This window comes from Rathayibacter sp. VKM Ac-2929 (assembly GCF_022815495.1).
In the GTDB taxonomy this organism is placed as follows: Bacteria; Actinomycetota; Actinomycetes; order Actinomycetales; family Microbacteriaceae; genus Rathayibacter; species Rathayibacter festucae.
On sequence record NZ_JALGRV010000004.1, the window covers coordinates 244,563 to 264,557 of the forward strand.

Below are 19,995 nucleotides of genomic sequence, written 5' to 3' on the forward strand. Positions count from 1 at the left end.
CGCCCCCGGTGAGAGGGCGAGCCCGGTGCGGGACTGCACCGGATCGAGACAGCTCCGGCTGCCGCGCCCTACGGAATGAGACGCTCGACATGACCTCCGGCCCCCTCCGCCTGTTCACCTCCGAGTCCGTGACCGAGGGTCACCCGGACAAGATCTGCGATCAGATCTCGGACCGCATCCTCGATGCGCTCCTCCGCGAGGACCCGCGCAGCCGGGTCGCCGTCGAGACGCTCGTCACCACGGGGCTCGTGCACGTCGCCGGCGAGGTCTCCACCTCCGGCTACGTCGAGATCCCCGCGATCGTCCGCGACACCATCGTCGAGATCGGCTACGACTCCTCGCTCAAGGGCTTCGACGGCCGCTCCTGCGGCGTCTCCGTCTCGATCGGGCAGCAGTCGCCCGAGATCGCCGCGGGCGTCGACACCGCCCTCGAGGTGCGCGGCGACGCCTCCGACGAGGACGCGTTCGACCGCCAGGGCGCGGGCGACCAGGGCCTGATGTTCGGCTTCGCCACCGACGAGACCCCCGAGTACATGCCGCTGCCGAGCTGGCTCTCGCACCGCCTCGCGGAGCGCCTCGCCGAGGTCCGCAAGACCGGCGAGCTGGACTACCTCCGGCCCGACGGCAAGACGCAGGTCACCATCGGCTACGACGGCACGACGCCGGCGACGATCGACACGGTCGTGCTCTCCACCCAGCACGCCGAGCACGTGAGCACCGCCACGATCCACGCGGACATCGAGGAGCACGTGATCCGCCCCGTGCTCGAGCGCGTCGACCTCGACTCCTCCGGCGTGCGCCTGCTGATCAACCCCTCCGGCCGCTTCGAGATCGGCGGCCCGCAGGGCGACGCCGGGCTCACCGGCCGCAAGATCATCGTCGACACCTACGGCGGAGCCGCGCGCCACGGCGGCGGCGCCTTCTCGGGCAAGGACCCGTCGAAGGTCGACCGCTCGGCCGCCTACGCCATGCGCTGGGTCGCGAAGAACGCGGTCGCCGCGGGTCTCGCCCGCCGGATGGAGGTGCAGGTCGCCTACGCGATCGGCAAGGCCGCCCCGGTCGGCCTCTACGTCGAGACGTTCGGCACCGGCACGCTGCCCGACGAGCAGATCACCGAGGCGATCCGCTCGGTCTTCGACCTCCGTCCCGCCGCGATCATCCACGCGCTCGACCTTCTCCGCCCGATCTACTCGCAGACCTCGGTCTACGGGCACTTCGGCCGCGAGCTGCCCGACTTCACCTGGGAGCGCCTCGACCGCGTCGACGACCTCCGCTCCGCCGCGGGTCTCTCGTAGGCGCCGACGCGGCGGGGGAGGCGGTGACCGGTCCCGAGGGGCGCGTCGCGCGCGTGCTCCTCGACTCGCCGCTCCCGCAGCTCGACCGGCTGCTCGACTACGCCGTCCCCGAGGCGCTCCGCGACGGCGTGCGGCCGGGTGTCCGGGTCCGCGTCCCGCTGCGCACCGGCGGGCGGATCGCGGACGCGTTCGTCGTCGAGGTCGGCGAGGGCTCCGAGCACGCGGGCGCGCTGAGCGAGCTCGAGGAGCTCGTCTCGCCGCTCGTCGTGCTGACCCCGGAGGTCTGGACCCTCGCCCGGCGGGTCGCCGACCGCGCCGCCGGGGGAGCGAGCGACGTGCTGCGCCTCGCCGTGCCGCGGCGCCACGTGCGTGTCGAGCGGGCGCACCTCGCGGCCCTCGCCGAGGCGGACGCGGACGCCGGCCCGGCCGAGCCGGTCGCGGACCCCACCCCGGCCGAGCCGGACGCGAACGGCACCGGGCCCGGCGCGGTGACCGGCTATCCCGCGGAGACCTTCGACGGCCTCCTCGACGGCGGGCGTCTCGCGGTGAACGCCGTGCCTGCGCCGGTGCAGCTCGCCTCCGGTGCCTGGGTCGGCGGCTGGGCGGTGACGCTCGCCGAGCTCGCCCGCACCGCGCTGGCGGCCGGGCGCGACGCGATCCTGGCGGTGCCGGACTACCGCGATCAGGAGCAGCTCGAGCAGGCCCTCGCCGAGCACGTCCCCGAGGACGCGGTCGTCCGCCTCGACGCCCGGCAGAAGGGCGCCGGCCGCTACGCCGCGTTCCTGCGCTGCCTCACTCCCGGGCCGCGGGTCATCGTCGGCAACCGCTCCGTGCTCTACGCGCCCTCGTCGGCGCTCGGCCTGATCGCGCTCTGGGACGACGGCGATCCGCTCTTCGCCGAGCCGCTCGCGCCCTACGCGCACGCCCGCGACGTCGCGCTGGTCCGGCAGGAGCAGAGCGGCGCCGGGCTGGTCCTGCTCGGCAACACCCGCACGGTCGAGGTGGAGCGGCTGGTCGGCCTGGGCTTCGCCGCCCCGGTGCAGCCGCGGCCCTCCCGCCGCCCGCACGTCGTGCCGACCGCGCAGCAGACGGCCGCCGACGAGCACGACCAGGCCGCGCGCATCCCGTCGACCGCCTGGCGGCAGGCGCGGATCGCCCTCGACTCGGGTCCCGTGCTCGTCCAGGTCGCCCGTCCCGGCTACGCGCCGGTCGTCGCCTGCGCGCGCTGCCGCACCGTGGCGCGCTGCAACCGCTGCCAGGGTCCGCTCGCCGTGCACGCGGCGGGGGCGCGGCCGAGCTGCGGCTGGTGCGGCCTGATCGCCGCCGACTGGCACTGCTCGGTCTGCGAGGCGACGGCGCTGCGCCTGGTGAGCCTCGGCGCGGGACGGACGGCGGAGGAGCTCGGCCGCGCGTTCCCGGGCGTCAAGGTCGTCGTCGCGGACGGCGCCCACCCGATCCTCACCGTGCCCGGGACGCCCGCGCTCGTCGTCGCCACCCGCGGCGGCGAGCCCCGGGCCGACGGCGGCTACCACGCCGTGCTGCTGCTCGACGGCGAGCGGATGCTCGCGCGGGAGAGCCTGCGCGTCGCCGACGACGCCCTGCGCACCTGGTCGAACGCGGCCGCGCTGGCCCGCCCCGGCGCTCCCGTGCTGCTGGTCGGCGTCGCCGGGCGCCTCGCGACGGCCCTCGCGACCTGGCGCCAGGACGAGTACCTCCGCGCCGAGCTGATCGAGCGGCGCGAGCTGCGCTTCCCGCCCGCCGTCCGGCTCGCGACCGTCAGCGGCGACGCGCACGCGGTGACGGAGGCGCTCGACGCGCTCGACGAGGCCGACCGGCACGAGGTGCTCGGCCCGGTCGGGCTCGAGGACGGCTCCGTCCGGGCGATCGTGCGCTTCGACTACGCTCGCGGGGCGGAGGTCGCCGCCCGCCTCCGGTCCGCCGTGATCCGCAACGCGACCCGCCGCCGCCGGCCGCCCACCACGCCCGGCCGCTTCCGGCCGGCGCCGAAGCTGCGCGTCCGGCTGGACGACCCCGACATCCTCTAGACCCGTCCCTCCCGGACCCGTTCTCCGCTCGACCCCCACGCTCAGGAGCTCCTCGTGCGCCTCGTCTTCGCCGGCACGCCGGCCGCCGCCGTCCCCACCCTGCGCGCCCTGGCCGCATCCGAGCACGAGATCGTCGCGGTGGTCACCCGGGCGGACGCGCCCGTCGGCCGGAAGCGCGTGCTCACGCCCTCGCCGGTCGCCGCGGTCGCCGAGGAGCTCGGCCTGCCGGTGCTCAAGGCGAACCGCCTCGACGAGGAGGTCACCGACCGGATCGCGGCCCTCGAGCCCGACCTCGGCGTGATCGTGGCCTACGGCGGCCTGGTCCGCGCGCGGCTGCTGGCGGTGCCGCGCCTCGGCTGGATCAACCTGCACTTCTCGCTGCTGCCGCGCTGGCGCGGGGCGGCGCCCGTCCAGCGCGCGCTGATGGCGGGGGAGCAGCGGATCGGCGCGGCCGTCTTCCAGCTGGTCGCCGAGCTCGACGCGGGCGACGTCTTCGCCGAGATCCAGGAGGAGGTCGCCGGGCGCTCGGCCGGCGAGCTGCTCGAGGTGCTCGCCGAGCGCGGGGCCGCCCTGACCGGCGAGGTCGTCGACGGGCTCGCCGCCGGGACCGCGGTCGCCGTGCCGCAGTCGGGCGAGGTCACGCTCGCCCCCAAGCTCGACGTGACCGACGGCCGGATCGACTGGTCCCTGCCGACCGCGCGGATCCTCGCGCTCGTCCGCGGGGTCACTCCCGAGCCCGGAGCGTCGACGGCGGTCGGCGATGCGCGATTGAAGGTGCTCGCCGTCCACGAGGCGCGCACGGACGCTCCCCTCGCGCCCGGTGCCGTGCTCCTCGACGCAGGCCGCGCCCTGGTCGGCACGGGCGACGGCGCCGTCGAGCTCGGCTCGGTGCAGCCCGCCGGCAAGACCGCGATGTCCGGCGCCGCCTGGGCCCGGGGCCTGCGCGAGAGCACGGTGCTCGCGTGAGCGCCCGGACCACGGTCGCTCCGGCCCGCCAGGTCGCCTACGACGTCCTGCTCGCGGTCAGCGGCGGCGACGCCTACGCCAACCTCGTGCTGCCCGCCCGGATCCGCGCCGCCGAGCTCTCGCCGGCCGACGCGGGCCTGGCCACCGAGCTCTGCTACGGCACGCTCCGCCTCTCCGGCTACTACGACCGGGTGATCGCCCTCGCCGCCGGCCGCGCCGTCGAGACCATCGACGCCCCGGTGCTCGACGCGCTCCGGCTCGGCGTGCACCAGCTGCTCGGCACCCGCGTCGCCGCGCACGCCGCCGTCAACGAGAGCGTCGCGCTCGTTGCGGGCGGTTCCTCCCGCGGCGCCGTCGCCTTCGCGAACGCGGTGCTGCGCTCGGTGACCCGCTCGAGCGCCGAGGAGTGGCAGCAGCGCGTCGCGGACGCGGCGACCTCGGGTGACGACCGCATTGCCGCGGCGACCTCGCACCCGGTCTGGATCGTCAAGGCCCTGCGCCGCGCCCTCACCGCGGAGGGCGCCGCCGACGAGCTCGAGGCCCTGCTCGCCGCCGACAACGCGGCGCCGCGGGTGAACCTCGTCGCCCTGCCCGGCCTCGCGGAGCCCGCCGAGCTGCCCGACGCCGCGCCCGACCGCTACTCGCCCGTCGGTCTCGTCAGCACCGGAGGTGACCCCGAGGCGATCGTGCCCGTGCACGAGGGCCGGGTGCGCGTCCAGGACGAGGGCTCGCAGCTGGCCGCGCTGGCGCTCTCCCGCGCCGAGCCAGTCCGCGCGGGCGAGCGCTGGCTCGACCTCTGCGCCGGCCCCGGCGGCAAGGCGGCGCTGCTCGCCGCCGAGGCGCGCGCGGGCGGCGCGACGCTGCTGGCCAACGAGGTCGTCCCCGCACGGGCGGGGCTCGTCCGCCAGGCCCTCGCCGCGGTCGACCCGACCGTCGAGGTCCGCACCGGTGACGGCCGCACCCTCGGCGAGGAGCAGCCGGACACCTTCGACCGCGTCCTCCTCGACGCCCCGTGCACCGGACTCGGCGCCCTCCGCCGCCGCCCGGAGGCGCGCTGGCGGAAGACCGCCGACGACGTCGCCCCGCTCGCCGCCCTGCAGGGCGAGCTGCTCGACTCCGCCCTCGCCGCGCTCGCGCCCGGCGGACTGCTCGCCTACGTCACCTGCTCGCCGCACCTCGGCGAGACCAAGCGCGTGCTCGCCCTCGCCGCGGAGCGCCACCCCGGCGGCTTCGAGCTCGTCGACACCCCGGCGGTCCTCCGCGGCATCACCCGCGAGCCGCTGCCGCTGGCCGAGGGCGCGCTGCACGTGCAGCTCTGGCCGCACCGGCACGGGACGGACGCGATGTTCATCCAGCTGCTGCGCCGCAGCCCGGCCTGACGGCCCGGCCGCCCGGCCTAGGCTGGGGAGCATGCCCGCACGGATCAACCCCAGCATCCTGTCCGCCGACTTCGTCAACTTCGAGGCCGAGCTGCAGCGGATCGCCGGGGCCGATCTCGTGCACGTCGACGTGATGGACAACCACTTCGTGCCGAACCTCACCTTCGGCCTGCCGATGGTGCAGCGCCTCCAGGAGGTGTCGCCGCGCCCCCTCGACGTGCACCTGATGATCGACGACCCCGACCGCTGGGCGCCGGGCTACGCCGAGACGGGCGCCTACTCCGTCACCTTCCACGCCGAGGCCGCGCGCGACGCCGTCGCGCTGGCGCGCCGCCTCCGTGAGATCGGCGCGCGCGCCGGCATCGCGCTCAAGCCCGGCACGCCGGTCGACGACTACCTCGACCTGCTGCCCGAGTTCGACCAGGTGCTCGTGATGACGGTCGAGCCCGGCTTCGGCGGCCAGTCCTTCATGGCGGAGACGATGCCGAAGCTGCACGCGCTGCGCGAGGTCGTCGACCGCATCGGCCTCGACGTCTGGCTCCAGGTCGACGGCGGCATCGCCCCCGGCACGATCGAGATCGCCGCCGAGGCGGGTGCCGACACCTTCGTCGCCGGCTCCGCCGTGTTCGGCGCCGACGACCCGGAGGCGGCCATCGCCGCGCTCCGCGACACCGCGTCCTCCCTCCTGCACCGCCACTGACCCGGCCGCCCTCGCCGGTCCGCCGCCGCGTATAGACTTCCCCGGTGAAAACTTTCGACGACCTCTTCGCTGAGCTGGGCGAGAAGGCCGCCGCGCGTCCCGAGGGTTCGGGCACGGTCCGCGAGCTCGACGCCGGTGTGCACTTCATCGGCAAGAAGATCGTCGAGGAGGCCGCCGAGGTGTGGATGGCCGCCGAGTACGAGGGCGACGAGCGCACGGCCGAGGAGATCTCGCAGCTGCTCTACCACCTGCAGGTGCTGATGCTCGCGAAGGGCCTGACGACGGCCGACGTCTACCGACATCTGTGAGCGTCCCCCCGATCGCCGGAGTGCGCCGCCGCCACGTGGCCGCGCGCTCCCACGCTCTCCGAGGCGCCGTCGCGCCTCCGCTCACCGAATCACCCTCGACCTCCAGAGGACGTCCCGTCGTGACCACGACCACCCCCACCACTCCTGACACCACCGGCACCACCGCCCCGCCCGCGCTCCTGCGCGTCGCCGTCCCGAACAAGGGCTCGCTCTCCGAGACCGCCGGCCAGATGCTGGCCGAGGCCGGCTACACCGGCCGCCGCGATCCCAAGGAGCTGCACGTCGTCGACGAGCGCAACGGCGTCGAGTTCTTCTACCTCCGCCCGCGCGACATCGCCACCTACGTCGGCTCCGGCGCGCTGGACGTCGGCGTCACCGGCCGCGACCTGCTGATCGACTCCGGCTCCGAGGCGCGCGAGATCGCCAGCCTCGGCTTCGCCGACTCGACCTTCCGCTTCGCCGGTCCGGCCGGCCGCTACACCGAGCTGCAGCAGATCGACGGCCTCCGCGTCGCGACCAGCTACCCCGGTCTCGTCGGCCGATTCCTGCGCGAGCACGGCGTCGAGGTCACCCTCATCCGCTTGGACGGCGCGGTCGAGTCGGCCATCCAGCTCGGCGTCGCCGACGTGATCGCCGACGTCGTCGAGACCGGCACCACGCTGCGGAAGGCGGGCCTGGAGATCTTCGGCCCCGTCATCCTGAAGTCCACGGCCGTCCTCGTCTCCGGCGCGGGCGAGCCCGAGGGCATCCCGGTCCTGCTGCGCCGCCTGCAGGGCGTCCTCGTGGCGCGCGAGTACGTGCTGCTCGACTACGACTGCCCCGTCGCGCTGCTCGAGACCGCCACCGCGCTCGCGCCCGGCTTCGAGTCGCCCACCGTCTCGCCGCTGCACGACCCCGAGTGGGTCGCCGTACGGGTCATGGTGCCGCGCGCCGACATGAACCAGGTGATGGACCGCCTGTACGACCTCGGCGCCCGCGCGATCCTGGTCACCTCGATCCACGCCGCACGCCTCTAGGAGGGGGAGCGATGAGTCTCGCCGTCCGCGTCATCCCGTGCCTCGACGTGGCCGCCGGCCGCGTCGTCAAGGGCGTCAACTTCCAGAACCTCCGCGACGCCGGCGACCCGGTCGAGCTCGCCCGCCTCTACTTCGAGCAGGGCGCCGACGAGCTGACCTTCCTCGACGTCACGGCCACCGTCGACGACCGCTCCACCACCTACGAGGTCGTCCGCGCGACCGCCGAGCAGGTCTTCATCCCGCTCACCGTCGGCGGGGGAGTGCGCTCCGTCGAGGACGTCTCGCGCCTGCTCGCGCACGGCGCGGACAAGGTCGGCGTCAACTCCGCTGCGATCGCCCGCCCCGAGCTGATCGGCGAGATCGCCGACGTCTTCGGCGCGCAGGTGCTCGTGCTCTCGCTCGACGTCAAGCGGAGCGACGCCACGCCCTCCGGCTTCGTCGTCACCACCCACGGCGGTCGCCGCGAGACGACGCTCGACGCCCTCGCCTGGGCGGCCGACGCCGTTGAGCGCGGGGCCGGCGAGCTGCTGGTCAACTCCATCGACGCCGACGGCACCAAGCAGGGCTTCGACCTGCCGCTGATCACGGCGATGCGCGAGCTGAGCACCGTGCCGGTGATCGCCTCGGGCGGCGCCGGCGCCGTCGAGCACTTCGCCCCCGCCATCGAGGCGGGCGCCGACGCGGTGCTCGCCGCCTCCGTCTTCCACAATCGCGAGCTGACGATCGGCGACGTGAAGCGCGCCCTCGACGACTCCGGGATCGAGATCCGCCGATGAGCACCGAGACGACGACCGATGGCGCGACGAGCACCGACGACCTCAGCGCGGTCCTCGACCGCGCGACCTTCGACGCGAGCGGCCTCCTGCCCGCCGTCATCCAGGAGCACGACACGCGCGAGGTGCTGATGCTCGGCTGGATGGACCGCGAGGCGCTGCGCCGCACGCTGACCGAGGGCCGGGTGACCTTCTGGTCGCGCTCCCGCCGGGAGTACTGGCGGAAGGGCGACACCTCCGGGCACGCCCAGTACGTCCGCGGGGCCGCGCTGGACTGCGACGCCGACACGCTGCTCGTGCAGGTCGAGCAGATCGGCGCCGCCTGCCACACCGGCGAGCACTCCTGCTTCGACGTCGATCCGCTCGCCCCGGTGACGGACCTCGGACCCCAGGCGTGAGCGGCCGGCGCCTCAAGTACTCCGCGATCCTCGGGATCGTGCTGCTCGCCGCGCTCGAGCTCACCGCCTCCACCCAGCCCTGGGCGACGCTCTTGCTCACCCCGGGCGTCGGCGACGGCCGGGCGCTCTCCGTCGTCGGCACCGTGGCCGCGCCGGCCCTGTCGGCCCTGGCCCTCGCCGGGCTCGCTCTCGCGGCCGCGCTCGCCATCGCCGGGCCGGCCTTCCGGATCGTCCTCGGGCTGCTGCAGATCGTCCTCGGCGGCTCGGTCGTCCTGGCCGCCTCGACCGCGCTCGCCGATCCCGTGCGCGCCGGCTCGTCGCTGGTCACCGATGCGACCGCGATCGCGGGCCGGGAGTCGGTCGCCGCGCTCGTCGCCTCGTCCTCCGTCACCGCCTGGCCGGTCGTCGCGCTGGTGGCCGGCGTGCTGACCGCGGTCATCGGCGTGCTCGTGCTCGTCACGGTCCGGCGCTGGCCCGGCGCGAAGAAGAAGCGCGCCTCCCGGTTCGAGCCCGCCGACGGCTACGGCCACGGCGCGACGACCGTGCAGACCGACGACGGCGACATCGATCCCGTCGTCTCCTGGGACGAGCTGTCCCGCGGCGACGACCCCACATCGGCCCGCTGAGCACGCCCTCCGCAGACCCCGCCCGGCGGCGGAGCCCTTCGGCCCCGAGCCGCTAGACTGCTCTGGTTCCCACGCACGTCCAGGAGGAGAGCCATGAGCACCGAGCACGACGACGACAACCACGGCCACTCGCCCGCAGCGTGGACGGCCGTCGTCATCATGCTGGTCGGCTTCACGGTCGGCACGATCGCCTTCTGGTTCGACCTGCCCCTCGTCGTCTGGCTGTCCGCCGGACTCGTCGTGGTCGGCCTCCTCGTCGGCGTGATCCTGGCCCGCCTGGGCTACGGCGTCGACGGCGCGAAGGCCAACCCGAAGGCGCGCGCGTAGAGTGCTCGGCGATCTGACCGCCGGCGCCCTGGCCGACGCGGCCCGGCGTCGCGAGACCGTCCCGCTCGCCGCCCTCGAGCGGCGTGCCGCCGAGCGCCCGCCCGCCCTCGACGCCCTCGCCGCGCTGGCTCCGGTCGAGCGCGTCAGGATCATCGCCGAGGTCAAGCGGTCCAGCCCGTCCCGCGGCGCCCTCGCCGAGATCCCCGACCCCGCGCTGCTCGCCGGGCAGTACGAGCTCGGGGGAGCGAGCGCGATCAGCGTCCTCACCGAGGAGCGCCGCTTCAAGGGCTCCCTCGCCGACCTCGAGGCCGTCCGCGCGAAGGTGTCGATCCCGGTCCTGCGCAAGGACTTCATCGCGGAGCCCTACCAGGTGCTCGAGGCGCGCGCCTCCGGAGCGGACCTCGTCCTGCTCATCGTCGCCGCGCTCGAGCAGCCCGTGCTGGCCGAGCTGCACGCCCTCGTCCTCGAGCTCGGGATGACCCCGCTGGTCGAGACCCACTCGGGCGACGAGCTCGAGCGGGCTGCCGACCTCGGCGCGCGCCTGATCGGCGTCAACGCCCGTGACCTCTCCACCTTCGAGCTCGACCGCGACCTCTTCGGACGGCTCTCCGAGCGCTTCCCGGCCGGCGCCGTCAAGGTCGCGGAGTCGGCGGTCCTCTCGGCCGACGACGTCGCGCACTACCGCCGCTCCGGCGCGGACGTCGTCCTCGTCGGCGAGGCCCTCGTCACCGGCGGCGACCCCGTCTCCACCCTCGCCGGCTTCCTGGCGCACTGATCACGATCCACCGATAGGCGGCACTGCCATGGCACTCCGAGACGAACTCGGTCCCTACTTCGGCGACTTCGGCGGACGCTACGTCCCCGAGTCGCTCGTGAAGGCGCTCGACGAGCTGAGCGCCGAGTACGAGCGCACCAAGGTCGACCCGGCGTTCCGCGCCGAGCTGACCGAGCTGCACCGCAGCTACACCGGCCGGCCCTCGATCATCACCGAGGTGCCGCGCTTCGCCGAGCACGCGGGCGGTGCGCGGATCATCCTCAAGCGCGAGGACCTCAACCACACCGGCTCGCACAAGATCAACAACGTGCTCGGCCAGGCGCTGCTGACCAAGCGCATCGGCAAGACCCGCGTGATCGCCGAGACCGGCGCCGGCCAGCACGGCGTGGCCACCGCCACCGCCGCCGCGCTCTTCGGCCTCGACTGCGTCGTCTACATGGGCGAGGTCGACACCGAGCGCCAGGCGCTCAACGTCGCCCGGATGCGCCTGCTCGGCGCCGAGGTCGTCTCGGTGACCACCGGCTCGCGCACCCTCAAGGACGCGATCAACGACGCGATGCGCGACTGGGTCACCAACGTCGAGACGACGAACTACGTCTTCGGCACCGTGGCCGGCCCGCACCCCTTCCCGGCGATGGTGCGCGACTTCCAGAAGATCATCGGCGAGGAGGCGCGCGAGCAGGTCCTCGCGCTCACCGGCGCCCTGCCCACCGCGGTCACCGCCTGCGTCGGCGGCGGCTCCAACGCGATGGGCATCTTCCACGCGTTCCTCGACGACCCCGAGGTCAGGCTGGTCGGCTTCGAGGCCGGCGGCGACGGCATCGAGACCCCGCGCCACGCGGCGACCATCAGCAAGGGCCGCCCCGGCGTCCTGCACGGCGCCCGCAGCTTCCTGCTCCAGGACGAGGACGGCCAGACCGTCGAGTCGCACTCGATCTCGGCCGGTCTCGACTACCCGGGCGTCGGCCCCGAGCACGCCTGGCTCTCCAGCATCGGCCGCGCCGACTACCGCGCGGTCACCGACTCCGCCGCGATGGACGCCCTGATGCTGCTCAGCCGCACCGAGGGCATCATCCCCGCGATCGAGTCGGCGCACGCCCTCGCGGGCACGCTCGAGCTCGGCCGCGAGCTCGGCCCCGACGCGACCATCCTGGTCAACCTCTCCGGCCGCGGCGACAAGGACATGACCACCGCCGCGCGCTACTTCGGACTCGTCGACCAGGGCGCGGTGCAGTCGTGAGCGGCGTCGGCCCGAGCGTCGCCGAGACTGTCCGCCGCCGCAACCAGGAGGCCGCGGGCGCCCTGATCGGCTACCTGCCCGCCGGCTTCCCGGACCTCGCGACGAGCATCGACGCCGCAGTGGCCCTCGCCGAGAACGGCGTGGACGCGATCGAGCTCGGCCTGCCCTACTCCGACCCGGTCATGGACGGCCCCGTCATCCAGGAGGCGACCCAGGCCGCCCTCGCCGGCGGCTTCCGCCTGCGCCACGGCTTCGACGCGGTCCGCGAGATCCGCGCCCGCGTGGACGTGCCGGTGCTGGTGATGACGTACTACAACCCCGTGCTGCAGTACGGGGTCGAGCGCTTCGCCACCGACCTCGCCGAGGCCGGCGGCTCCGGCCTGATCACGCCCGACCTCATCCCCGACGAGGGCGCGGAGTGGATGGCCGTGTCCGAGCGCCTCGGCCTCGACCGGGTCTTCCTCGCCGCCCCCTCCTCGAGCGACGAGCGCCTGCGAGCGACCGTCGAGGCGAGCCGCGGCTTCGTCTACGCGGTCTCGACGATGGGCATCACCGGAGCGCGCGCGGACGTCGACCGTGCCGCCCGCACGCTCGTCGAGCGCCTGCGCACCGCCGGCTCGGACAGCGCCTGCGTCGGCGTGGGCGTCTCGACCGGCGACCAGGTCGCCGAGATCCTCGCCTACGCCGACGGCGCGATCGTCGGCTCGGCCCTCGTGCGCGCGCTCGCCTCCGGGGGAGTCGCCGCGGTGGCGGAGACGGCTCGCGGTCTGGCAGAGGGCACGCGTCCGCGCGCCTGACGCCTCCCAGTACACTCGGGATGCCCGTCGGGGCGCGGCGCCGCCGCGACCGCGGGATCCCTCCTTCGAAAGGTCGACGTACCGGTGTCCGTACCGCTGAGCATCCCGAGTCCGCCCGAGGCGTGGAGTCAGTACGACTTCACGCTCTTCGATCGCGCGTTCTCGATCCACACCTATGCCGTCTGCATCCTGGTCGGCATCGTGGTCGCCACGATCATGACGAACGCCCGCCTCAAGCGCCGCGGGGCCGAGCCGTGGGTCGTCCTCGACATCATCATCTGGGCCGTGCCGCTCGGCATCATCGGCGCGCGGCTCTACCACGTGCTCACGCACCCCGGCGACTACTTCTACGCCGGCGCGGACCCGTGGGAGATCATCCGGATCTGGAACGGCGGCAACGCGATCTTCGGCGGCCTGATCGGCGGCGCCGTCGGCGCCTGGATCGGCTGCCGCTGGACCGGCGTCCGCTTCTGGACCTTCGCCGACGCCCTCGCGCCCGGCATGCTCGCCGCGCAGGCCATCGGCCGCCTCGGCAACTGGTTCAACCACGAGCTGTTCGGCCTCCCGACGACCCTGCCCTGGGGCCTCGAGATCGAGAGCAGCAACCCGGCCTTCCCCGTCGGCCTGCCCGCCGGCACGCTCTTCCACCCGACCTTCCTCTACGAGATCCTCTGGAACGTCGTCGGCATCGCGGTCATCCTGCTGCTCGAGCGCCGCCTCAAGCTGCAGTGGGGCACCGTCTTCGCCGCCTACCTGATCTGGTACGGCATCGGCCGCGTCTGGTTCGAGTCCATCCGGATCGACCCGAGCGAGTTCTTCTGGGGCATCCGCACCAACGTCTGGGCGGCGCTGGCCGCCGTCGTCGTCGGTCTGGTCCTCGTCGTGATCCAGCGGCGCGAGCACCCGGGTCGCGAGACCTCGGCCTATCGGCCCGGCCGCGAGTGGACGCCCGCCCCGGCTGCGGTAGAATTCGAGGACGTCGAGTCCGACTCCGACGCCACCACTCCTTCTTCCGGCACCGACGCCGAGAAGTCGACGGTCTCCCGCAGCTGACGCGGTCCGCGGCACCCCCGCGGCCCCGCATCCAGCTCACCTCTCCGTCCGTCCGCCCCACCGCGGCTCAGCCACAAGCGCTGCCGCGGGGGAGCGAGCGCACGACCCCGACGACGGCGCCAGACCTCCGCTCCGCGACCACCGAATGCACGGCCCTCCCGATCGGGGAGCCGCTCCTCCACCACCACACCGCGGGCCAGCGACGTCCCGATCCGCTACGACTCTCGTGAGGACGGTCCCCATGGCTCCCGTTCAGCCCTCGCCCCGCGTCCCCGCCGTGCCGTTCCTCGGCACCCCGTCCGCGCAGGGGATGTACGACCCGGCGGCCGAGAAGGACGCCTGCGGTCTCGCCATGGTCGCCACCATGCGCGGGACGGCCGGGCACGACATCATCGACGCCGCGCTGAACGCGCTGCGCAACCTCGAGCACCGCGGCGCGGTCGGCTCCGACGCCGGCACCGGCGACGGCGCGGGGATCATCACCCAGATCCCCGACGACTTCCTGCGGGCCGTCGCGGCCGTCGAGCTGCCCCCCGCCGGGCAGTACGCGGTCGGCAACGCCTTCCTCCCGGTCGACGTCTTCGAGCGCGAGCGGGTCAAGTCGACCATCGCCGAGATGGCCCGCGAGGAGAACCTCACCGTCCTCGGCTGGCGCTCGATCCCGGTGCAGCCGGACGAGATCGGCACGCTCGCCCGCGCCGCCATGCCGGCGATCGAGCAGCTCTACGTCTCGAGCGAGCTCACCGACGCGGCCGGCGTGCCGCTGGCCGGGCTCCGCCTCGACCGCCTCACCTTCCGCCTGCGCAAGCGCGTCGAGCGCGAGCTCGAGGTGTACTTCATGTCGCTCTCGAGCCGCACGCTCGTCTACAAGGGCATGGTCACCACGCTCCAGCTCGAGCCGTTCTACCCCGACCTCTCGGACGAGCGCTTCACCTCGAAGCTCGCGCTGGTGCACTCGCGCTACTCGACCAACACCTTCCCGTCCTGGCCGCTCGCGCAGCCGTTCCGGATGATCGCGCACAACGGCGAGATCAACACCGTGCAGGGCAACCGCAACTGGATGCGCGCGCGCCAGTCGCAGCTGAAGAGCGCCGAGCTCGGCGACCTCTCGCCGCTGTTCCCGATCGTCTCGACCGGCCGCAGCGACTCCGCCTCGTTCGACGAGACCGTCGAGCTGCTCACGCTCGCGGGCCGCTCGCTGCCGCACGCGATCATGATGATGGTCCCGGAGGCGTGGGAGAACCAGGCCGCCGCGATCGACCAGAAGCGCCGCGCGTTCTACGAGTACCACTCGATGCTCATGGAGCCGTGGGACGGCCCGGCCGCGATCGTCTTCACCGACGGCGACCTCGTCGGCGCCACGCTGGACCGCAACGGCCTGCGTCCCGGCCGCTACGTCGTCACCGACGACGGCCTCGTCGTGCTCGCCAGCGAGATCGGCGTCCTCGACATCGACCCCGCGAAGATCGTCCGCAAGGGCCGCCTCCAGCCGGGCCGGATGTTCCTGGTCGACACCGAGCAGGGCCGCATCGTCGAGGACGAGGAGATCAAGGCGCAGCTCGCGGACTCCGGTCCCTTCGACGAGTGGCTCGACAAGGGCCGCATCAACCTCAAGGACCTGCCGGAGCGCGAGCACATCGTGCACACGCCCGCGTCGGTCAACCGCCGCCAGCGCACCTTCGGCTACACCGAGGAGGAGGTGCGGCTGCTGCTGCTGCCGATGGCGAAGGCCGGCGCCGAGCCGCTCGGCGCCATGGGCTCCGACACGCCCGTCGCGGTGCTCTCGAAGCGCCCGCGGCTGCTCTTCGACTACTTCACCCAGGCGTTCGCGCAGGTGACCAACCCGCCGCTCGACTCCATCCGCGAGGAGGTCGTCACCTCGCTGCGCCTCGGCCTCGGCCCGGAGCGCAACCTGCTCTCGGCCGGCGCCGAGCACGCCCGCCAGGTCGTCCTCGACTTCCCGGTGATCGACAACGACGAGCTCGCCAAGATCCAGCACATCGCGCCGCGCCCGCTCAGCCACATCACCACGACGATCCGCGGTCTCTACCGCGTCGACGCCGGTCCCCGCGCCATGCAGGACCGTCTCGACGCGATGTGCGCCGAGGCCGACGAGGCGATCGCCGCCGGAGCGCAGTTCCTGGTGCTCTCGGACCGCGACTCCACCAAGGACCTCGCGCCGATCCCCTCGCTGCTGATGCTCGCCGCCGTGCACCACCACCTGATCCGCACCGAGAACCGGATGCGCGTCGGGCTGGTCGTCGAGGCCGGCGACGTCCGCGAGGTGCACCACGTCGCGACGCTGATCGGCTACGGCGCCTCCGCGGTGAACCCGTACCTCGCGATGGAGACCTGCGAGCAGCTGGTCCGCAGCGGCATGATCTCGGACCTCTCGCCCGAGAAGGCCGTCAAGAACGTGATCAAGGCGCTCGGCAAGGGCGTCCTCAAGATCATGTCCAAGATGGGCATCTCGACCGTGTCCAGCTACGCCGGCGCGCAGACCTTCGAGGCCGTGGGCCTCAGCCAGGTCTTCGTCGACCAGTACTTCACCGGCACCGCCTCCAAGCTCGGCGGCATCGGGATCGAGGTCGTCGCCGAGGAGAACGCCGCGCGCCACCGCGCCGCGTACCCCGAGGACGGCGCGGTCGTCGCGCACGAGCGCCTCGCGGTCGGCGGCGAGTACCAGTGGCGCCGCGACGGCGCGCCGCACCTCTTCAACCCGGACACCGTCTTCCGGCTGCAGCACTCCACGCGCAACCGCCGCTACGACGTCTTCCGCGAGTACACGAAGATGGTCGACGACCAGGCGCTCTCGCTGATGACCCTCCGCGGCATGTTCACCCTCGACACGGAGGGCCGCACGCCCGTCCCGATCGACGAGGTCGAGTCGGTCGAGTCCATCGTCAAGCGCTTCTCCACCGGGGCGATGAGCTACGGCTCCATCTCGCCGGAGGCGCACGAGACGCTCGCCATCGCGATGAACCGCCTCGGCGCCAAGTCGAACACCGGCGAGGGCGGCGAGGACACCGAGCGGCTGCTCGACCCCGAGCGCCGCTCCGCGATCAAGCAGGTCGCCTCGGGCCGCTTCGGCGTCACGAGCATGTACCTGACCCACGCCGACGACATCCAGATCAAGCTCGCCCAGGGCGCCAAGCCCGGCGAGGGCGGCCAGCTGCCGCCGACCAAGGTCTACCCGTGGATCGCGCGCACCCGGCACGCGACCGCGGGAGTCGGCCTGATCTCGCCGCCGCCGCACCACGACATCTACTCGATCGAGGACCTCAAGCAGCTGATCTTCGACCTCAAGCGGGCGAACCCGAAGGCGCGCATCCACGCGAAGCTCGTCAGCCAGTCGGGCATCGGCGCGGTCGCGGCCGGCACGGCGAAGGCCCTCGCCGACGTGATCCTCGTCTCGGGCCACGACGGCGGCACCGGCGCGAGCCCCGTCAACTCGCTCAAGCACGCGGGCACGCCGTGGGAGCTCGGCCTCGCCGAGACCCAGCAGACGCTGATGCTCAACGGCATGCGCGACCGCGTCGTGGTGCAGGTCGACGGCCAGATGAAGACCGGCCGCGACGTCGTCATCGGGGCCCTGCTCGGCGCCGAGGAGTTCGGCTTCGCCACCGCCCCGCTGATCGTCGAGGGCTGCATCATGATGCGCGTCTGCCACCTCGACACCTGCCCGGTGGGCGTCGCGACGCAGAACCCCGAGCTGCGCAAGCGCTTCAACGGCAAGCCCGAGTTCGTCGTCAACTTCTTCGAGTTCATCGCCCAGGAGGTGCGCGAGTACCTCGCCCAGCTCGGCTTCCGCTCGATCGACGAGATCGTCGGCCACCGCGAGCTTCTCGACGTCAACCGCGCCATCGAGCACTGGAAGGCGAGCGGGCTCGACCTGACGCCGATCCTGGTCGGCCCGGTCTTCCGCGCCGAGGAGCCGCGCCGCCACGGCCGCGCGCAGGAGCACGAGCTGGAGAAGCACTTCGACAACGAGCTGATCCGCCTCGCCGCGAACGTGCTCGACCACCGCGGCACCGTGGTGATCGACCGCGAGATCAAGAACACCGAGCGCGCGGTCGGCACCATGCTCGGCCACGAGGTGACCGTCCGCTACGGCGAGAACGGGCTGCCGGCCGACTCCATCACGGTGAACCTGCGCGGCTCGGCCGGGCAGTCGCTCGGCGCGTTCCTGCCCGCGGGCATCACGCTGCGCCTCGAGGGCGACTCGAACGACTACGTCGGCAAGGGCCTCTCCGGCGGTCAGATCGTGGTGCGGCCCGACCGCCGCAGCACCTTCGACGCGTCGGCGAACGTCATCGCCGGCAACGTGATCGGCTACGGCGCGACCCAGGGCACGATGTTCATCCGCGGGATGGTCGGCGAGCGCTTCCTGGTCCGCAACTCCGGTGCCACGGCGGTCGTCGAGGGCGTGGGCGACCACGCGCTCGAGTACATGACCGGCGGGCTCGCCGTCATCCTCGGCGCGACCGGCCGCAATCTCGGCGCGGGCATGTCCGGCGGCACCGCCTACATCCACGACCTGAGCCGCGAGCTCGTCAACCGCGACGCGATCGCCTCCGGGGAGCTGACGCTCTCCGAGCTCGGCAGCGCCGACGTGGAGATCCTGCGCGACCTGCTCGAGCGGCACGTGGCCGAGACCGAGTCGACCCTGGCCCAGGGGATGCTCGACGATTTCGACGGAACCGTCTCGCGTTTCGTCAAGGTACTGCCCCGCGACTTCGCCGCGGTGCTCGCGACGCGAGCATCCGCCGTCGAAGAGGGGCTCGACCCCGACGGCGACGTCGTCTGGGGACGGATTCTGGAGGTGACCGGTGGCTGATCCCAAGGGATTCCTGAAGGTGCAGGACCGGGAGCTGCCTAAGCGGCGCCCGGTGTCCGTGCGGCTGATGGACTGGAAAGAGGTGTACGAGCAGGGCGACACCGCCGTGCTGCGCCGGCAGGCCGGCCGCTGCATGGACTGCGGCATCCCGTTCTGCCACAAGGGCTGCCCGCTCGGGAACCTGATCCCCGAGTGGAACGACCTGATGTGGCGCGGCGAGGGCCGCCAGGCGATCGAGCGCCTGCACGCGACCAACAACTTCCCGGAGTTCACCGGCCGCCTGTGCCCGGCGCCCTGCGAGTCGTCCTGCGTGCTCGGCATCAACCAGCCCGCGGTCACGATCAAGCAGATCGAGGTCTCGATCATCGATCAGGCCTTCGGCAACGACTGGGTGCAGCCGCACCCGCCGGAGCGCCTGACCGGCAAGACGGTCGCCGTCGTCGGCTCCGGCCCCGCCGGCCTCGCCGCGGCGCAGCAGCTCACCCGCGCCGGGCACACCGTCGCGGTCTACGAGCGCGACGACCGCATCGGCGGCCTCCTGCGCTACGGCATCCCCGACTTCAAGATGGAGAAGAAGCACCTCGAGCTGCGCCTGAACCAGATGAAGGCCGAGGGCACCCGCTTCCGCGCCGGCGTCGACATCGGCACGGACATCACCTGGGACGACCTGCGCGCGCGCTACGACGCCGTCGTGGTCGCCACCGGCGCGATGGTCCCGCGCGATCTGCCGATCCCCGGCCGCGACCTGGCCGGCGTGCACTTCGCGATGGAGTACCTGGTGCAGTCGAACCACGCCATCGCGGGCGACCGCGTGTTCGAGCAGATCTCGGCCGAGGGCAAGCACGTGGTCGTCCTCGGCGGCGGCGACACCGGAGCGGACTGCATCGGCACCGCGCACCGCCAGAAGGCGGCCTCGGTCACCAACCTCGCGATCGGCACGCAGCCCCCGTCGCAGCGTCCGGACAGCCAGCCCTGGCCGATGGACCCGACCGTCTTCGAGGTCGCCAGCGCCCACGAGGAGGGCGGGGAGCGCGTCTACCTCGCCTCCACCGTCGAGTTCCTCGCGAACGAGGTCGGCGAGGTCCGCGCCGTGCGCGTGGCCGAGACCGAGTACCTCGACGGACGCCGCGTGCCCAAGGCGGGCACCGAGCGCGAGATCCCGGCCGACCTGGTCCTCCTGGCCCTGGGCTTCACCGGCCCCGAGTCGGAGCACCTCGCCGGCCAGCTCGAGGTGCCGTTCACGGACCGCGGCAACGTGGTCCGCGGCGACCGATTCGAGACCAGCGTCCCGGGCGTCTTCGTCGCCGGGGACGCCGGCCGCGGCCAGTCGCTGATCGTCTGGGCCATCGCCGAGGGCCGCTCCGTCGCGGCCGAGATCGACCGCTACCTCGAAGGCACCACCCAGCTGCCCGCGCCCGTCGGGCCCAACGACCGGGGCTTCACGCTCTAGTCCCACGGAC

At 73.4% G+C, this 19,995-nt stretch carries 17 protein-coding genes; all 17 read left to right on the plus strand.

Annotated features, from left to right (window positions below; all coding sequences use genetic code 11):
- Positions 1-89 precede the first annotated feature (89 nt).
- Positions 90-1,295, plus strand: a complete 1,206-nt coding sequence (gene metK / locus MT355_RS13725) for a methionine adenosyltransferase (protein WP_127886900.1) — start codon at positions 90-92, stop codon at positions 1,293-1,295.
- A 23-nt stretch (positions 1,296-1,318) separates the two neighbouring features.
- Positions 1,319-3,340, plus strand: a complete 2,022-nt coding sequence (locus MT355_RS13730) for a primosomal protein N' (RefSeq protein WP_243599949.1) — start codon at positions 1,319-1,321, stop codon at positions 3,338-3,340.
- A gap of 54 nt (positions 3,341-3,394) precedes the next feature.
- Complete coding sequence (gene fmt, locus MT355_RS13735) at positions 3,395-4,306, plus strand: methionyl-tRNA formyltransferase (protein ID WP_243599950.1); 912 nt, start codon at positions 3,395-3,397, stop codon at positions 4,304-4,306.
- Positions 4,303-5,685, plus strand: a complete 1,383-nt coding sequence (locus MT355_RS13740) for an RsmB/NOP family class I SAM-dependent RNA methyltransferase (protein WP_243599951.1) — start codon at positions 4,303-4,305, stop codon at positions 5,683-5,685. Before fmt ends, MT355_RS13740 begins: the two co-directional genes overlap by 4 nt.
- A gap of 31 nt (positions 5,686-5,716) precedes the next feature.
- The gene (gene rpe, locus MT355_RS13745) at positions 5,717-6,385 is read left to right on the plus strand and encodes a ribulose-phosphate 3-epimerase (RefSeq protein ID WP_243599952.1); all 669 of its coding nucleotides are present in this window, start codon (positions 5,717-5,719) and stop codon (positions 6,383-6,385) included.
- Between the two features lie 44 nt (positions 6,386-6,429).
- Positions 6,430-6,693 carry a phosphoribosyl-ATP diphosphatase gene (locus MT355_RS13750; RefSeq protein ID WP_055791842.1) on the plus strand — a complete coding sequence of 88 codons (264 nt, stop codon included), beginning with the start codon at positions 6,430-6,432 and terminating at the stop codon, positions 6,691-6,693.
- Between the two features lie 119 nt (positions 6,694-6,812).
- On the plus strand, positions 6,813-7,709 hold the full coding sequence (gene hisG / locus MT355_RS13755; protein ID WP_132436266.1) for an ATP phosphoribosyltransferase: 897 nt from the start codon (positions 6,813-6,815) through the stop codon (positions 7,707-7,709).
- An 11-nt stretch (positions 7,710-7,720) separates the two neighbouring features.
- Positions 7,721-8,485 (plus strand): imidazole glycerol phosphate synthase subunit HisF, encoded by a 765-nt coding sequence (gene hisF / locus MT355_RS13760; RefSeq protein WP_159422551.1) that lies wholly within the window; start codon positions 7,721-7,723, stop codon positions 8,483-8,485.
- Positions 8,482-8,880 (plus strand): phosphoribosyl-AMP cyclohydrolase, encoded by a 399-nt coding sequence (gene hisI / locus MT355_RS13765; RefSeq protein WP_243599953.1) that lies wholly within the window; start codon positions 8,482-8,484, stop codon positions 8,878-8,880. Before hisF ends, hisI begins: the two co-directional genes overlap by 4 nt.
- A complete protein-coding gene (locus MT355_RS13770) occupies positions 8,877-9,506 on the plus strand; it encodes a Trp biosynthesis-associated membrane protein (protein WP_243599954.1) in 630 nt (209 codons plus the stop codon). The genes hisI and MT355_RS13770 overlap by 4 nt, the downstream gene beginning before the upstream one ends.
- A gap of 93 nt (positions 9,507-9,599) precedes the next feature.
- Complete coding sequence (locus tag MT355_RS13775) at positions 9,600-9,833, plus strand: DUF6704 family protein (protein WP_123446235.1); 234 nt, start codon at positions 9,600-9,602, stop codon at positions 9,831-9,833.
- Position 9,834: 1 nt separating this feature from the next.
- Complete coding sequence (trpC, locus tag MT355_RS13780; RefSeq protein ID WP_243599955.1) at positions 9,835-10,608, plus strand: indole-3-glycerol phosphate synthase TrpC; 774 nt, start codon at positions 9,835-9,837, stop codon at positions 10,606-10,608.
- Positions 10,609-10,636: 28 nt separating this feature from the next.
- Positions 10,637-11,848, plus strand: a complete 1,212-nt coding sequence (gene trpB / locus MT355_RS13785; protein ID WP_123446237.1) for a tryptophan synthase subunit beta — start codon at positions 10,637-10,639, stop codon at positions 11,846-11,848.
- Positions 11,845-12,645, plus strand: coding sequence for a tryptophan synthase subunit alpha (gene trpA / locus MT355_RS13790; protein WP_123446238.1), 801 nt, complete (start codon positions 11,845-11,847; stop codon positions 12,643-12,645). Before trpB ends, trpA begins: the two co-directional genes overlap by 4 nt.
- A gap of 84 nt (positions 12,646-12,729) precedes the next feature.
- Positions 12,730-13,698: a prolipoprotein diacylglyceryl transferase gene (gene lgt, locus MT355_RS13795; protein WP_372487855.1), complete on the plus strand. Its 969-nt coding sequence runs from the start codon at positions 12,730-12,732 to the stop codon at positions 13,696-13,698.
- 241 nt (positions 13,699-13,939) lie between these two features.
- Positions 13,940-18,535, plus strand: coding sequence for a glutamate synthase large subunit (gene gltB / locus MT355_RS13800; protein WP_374204657.1), 4,596 nt, complete (start codon positions 13,940-13,942; stop codon positions 18,533-18,535).
- Complete coding sequence (locus tag MT355_RS13805; protein WP_123446240.1) at positions 18,528-19,985, plus strand: glutamate synthase subunit beta; 1,458 nt, start codon at positions 18,528-18,530, stop codon at positions 19,983-19,985. The genes gltB and MT355_RS13805 overlap by 8 nt, the downstream gene beginning before the upstream one ends.
- Positions 19,986-19,995 lie beyond the last annotated feature (10 nt).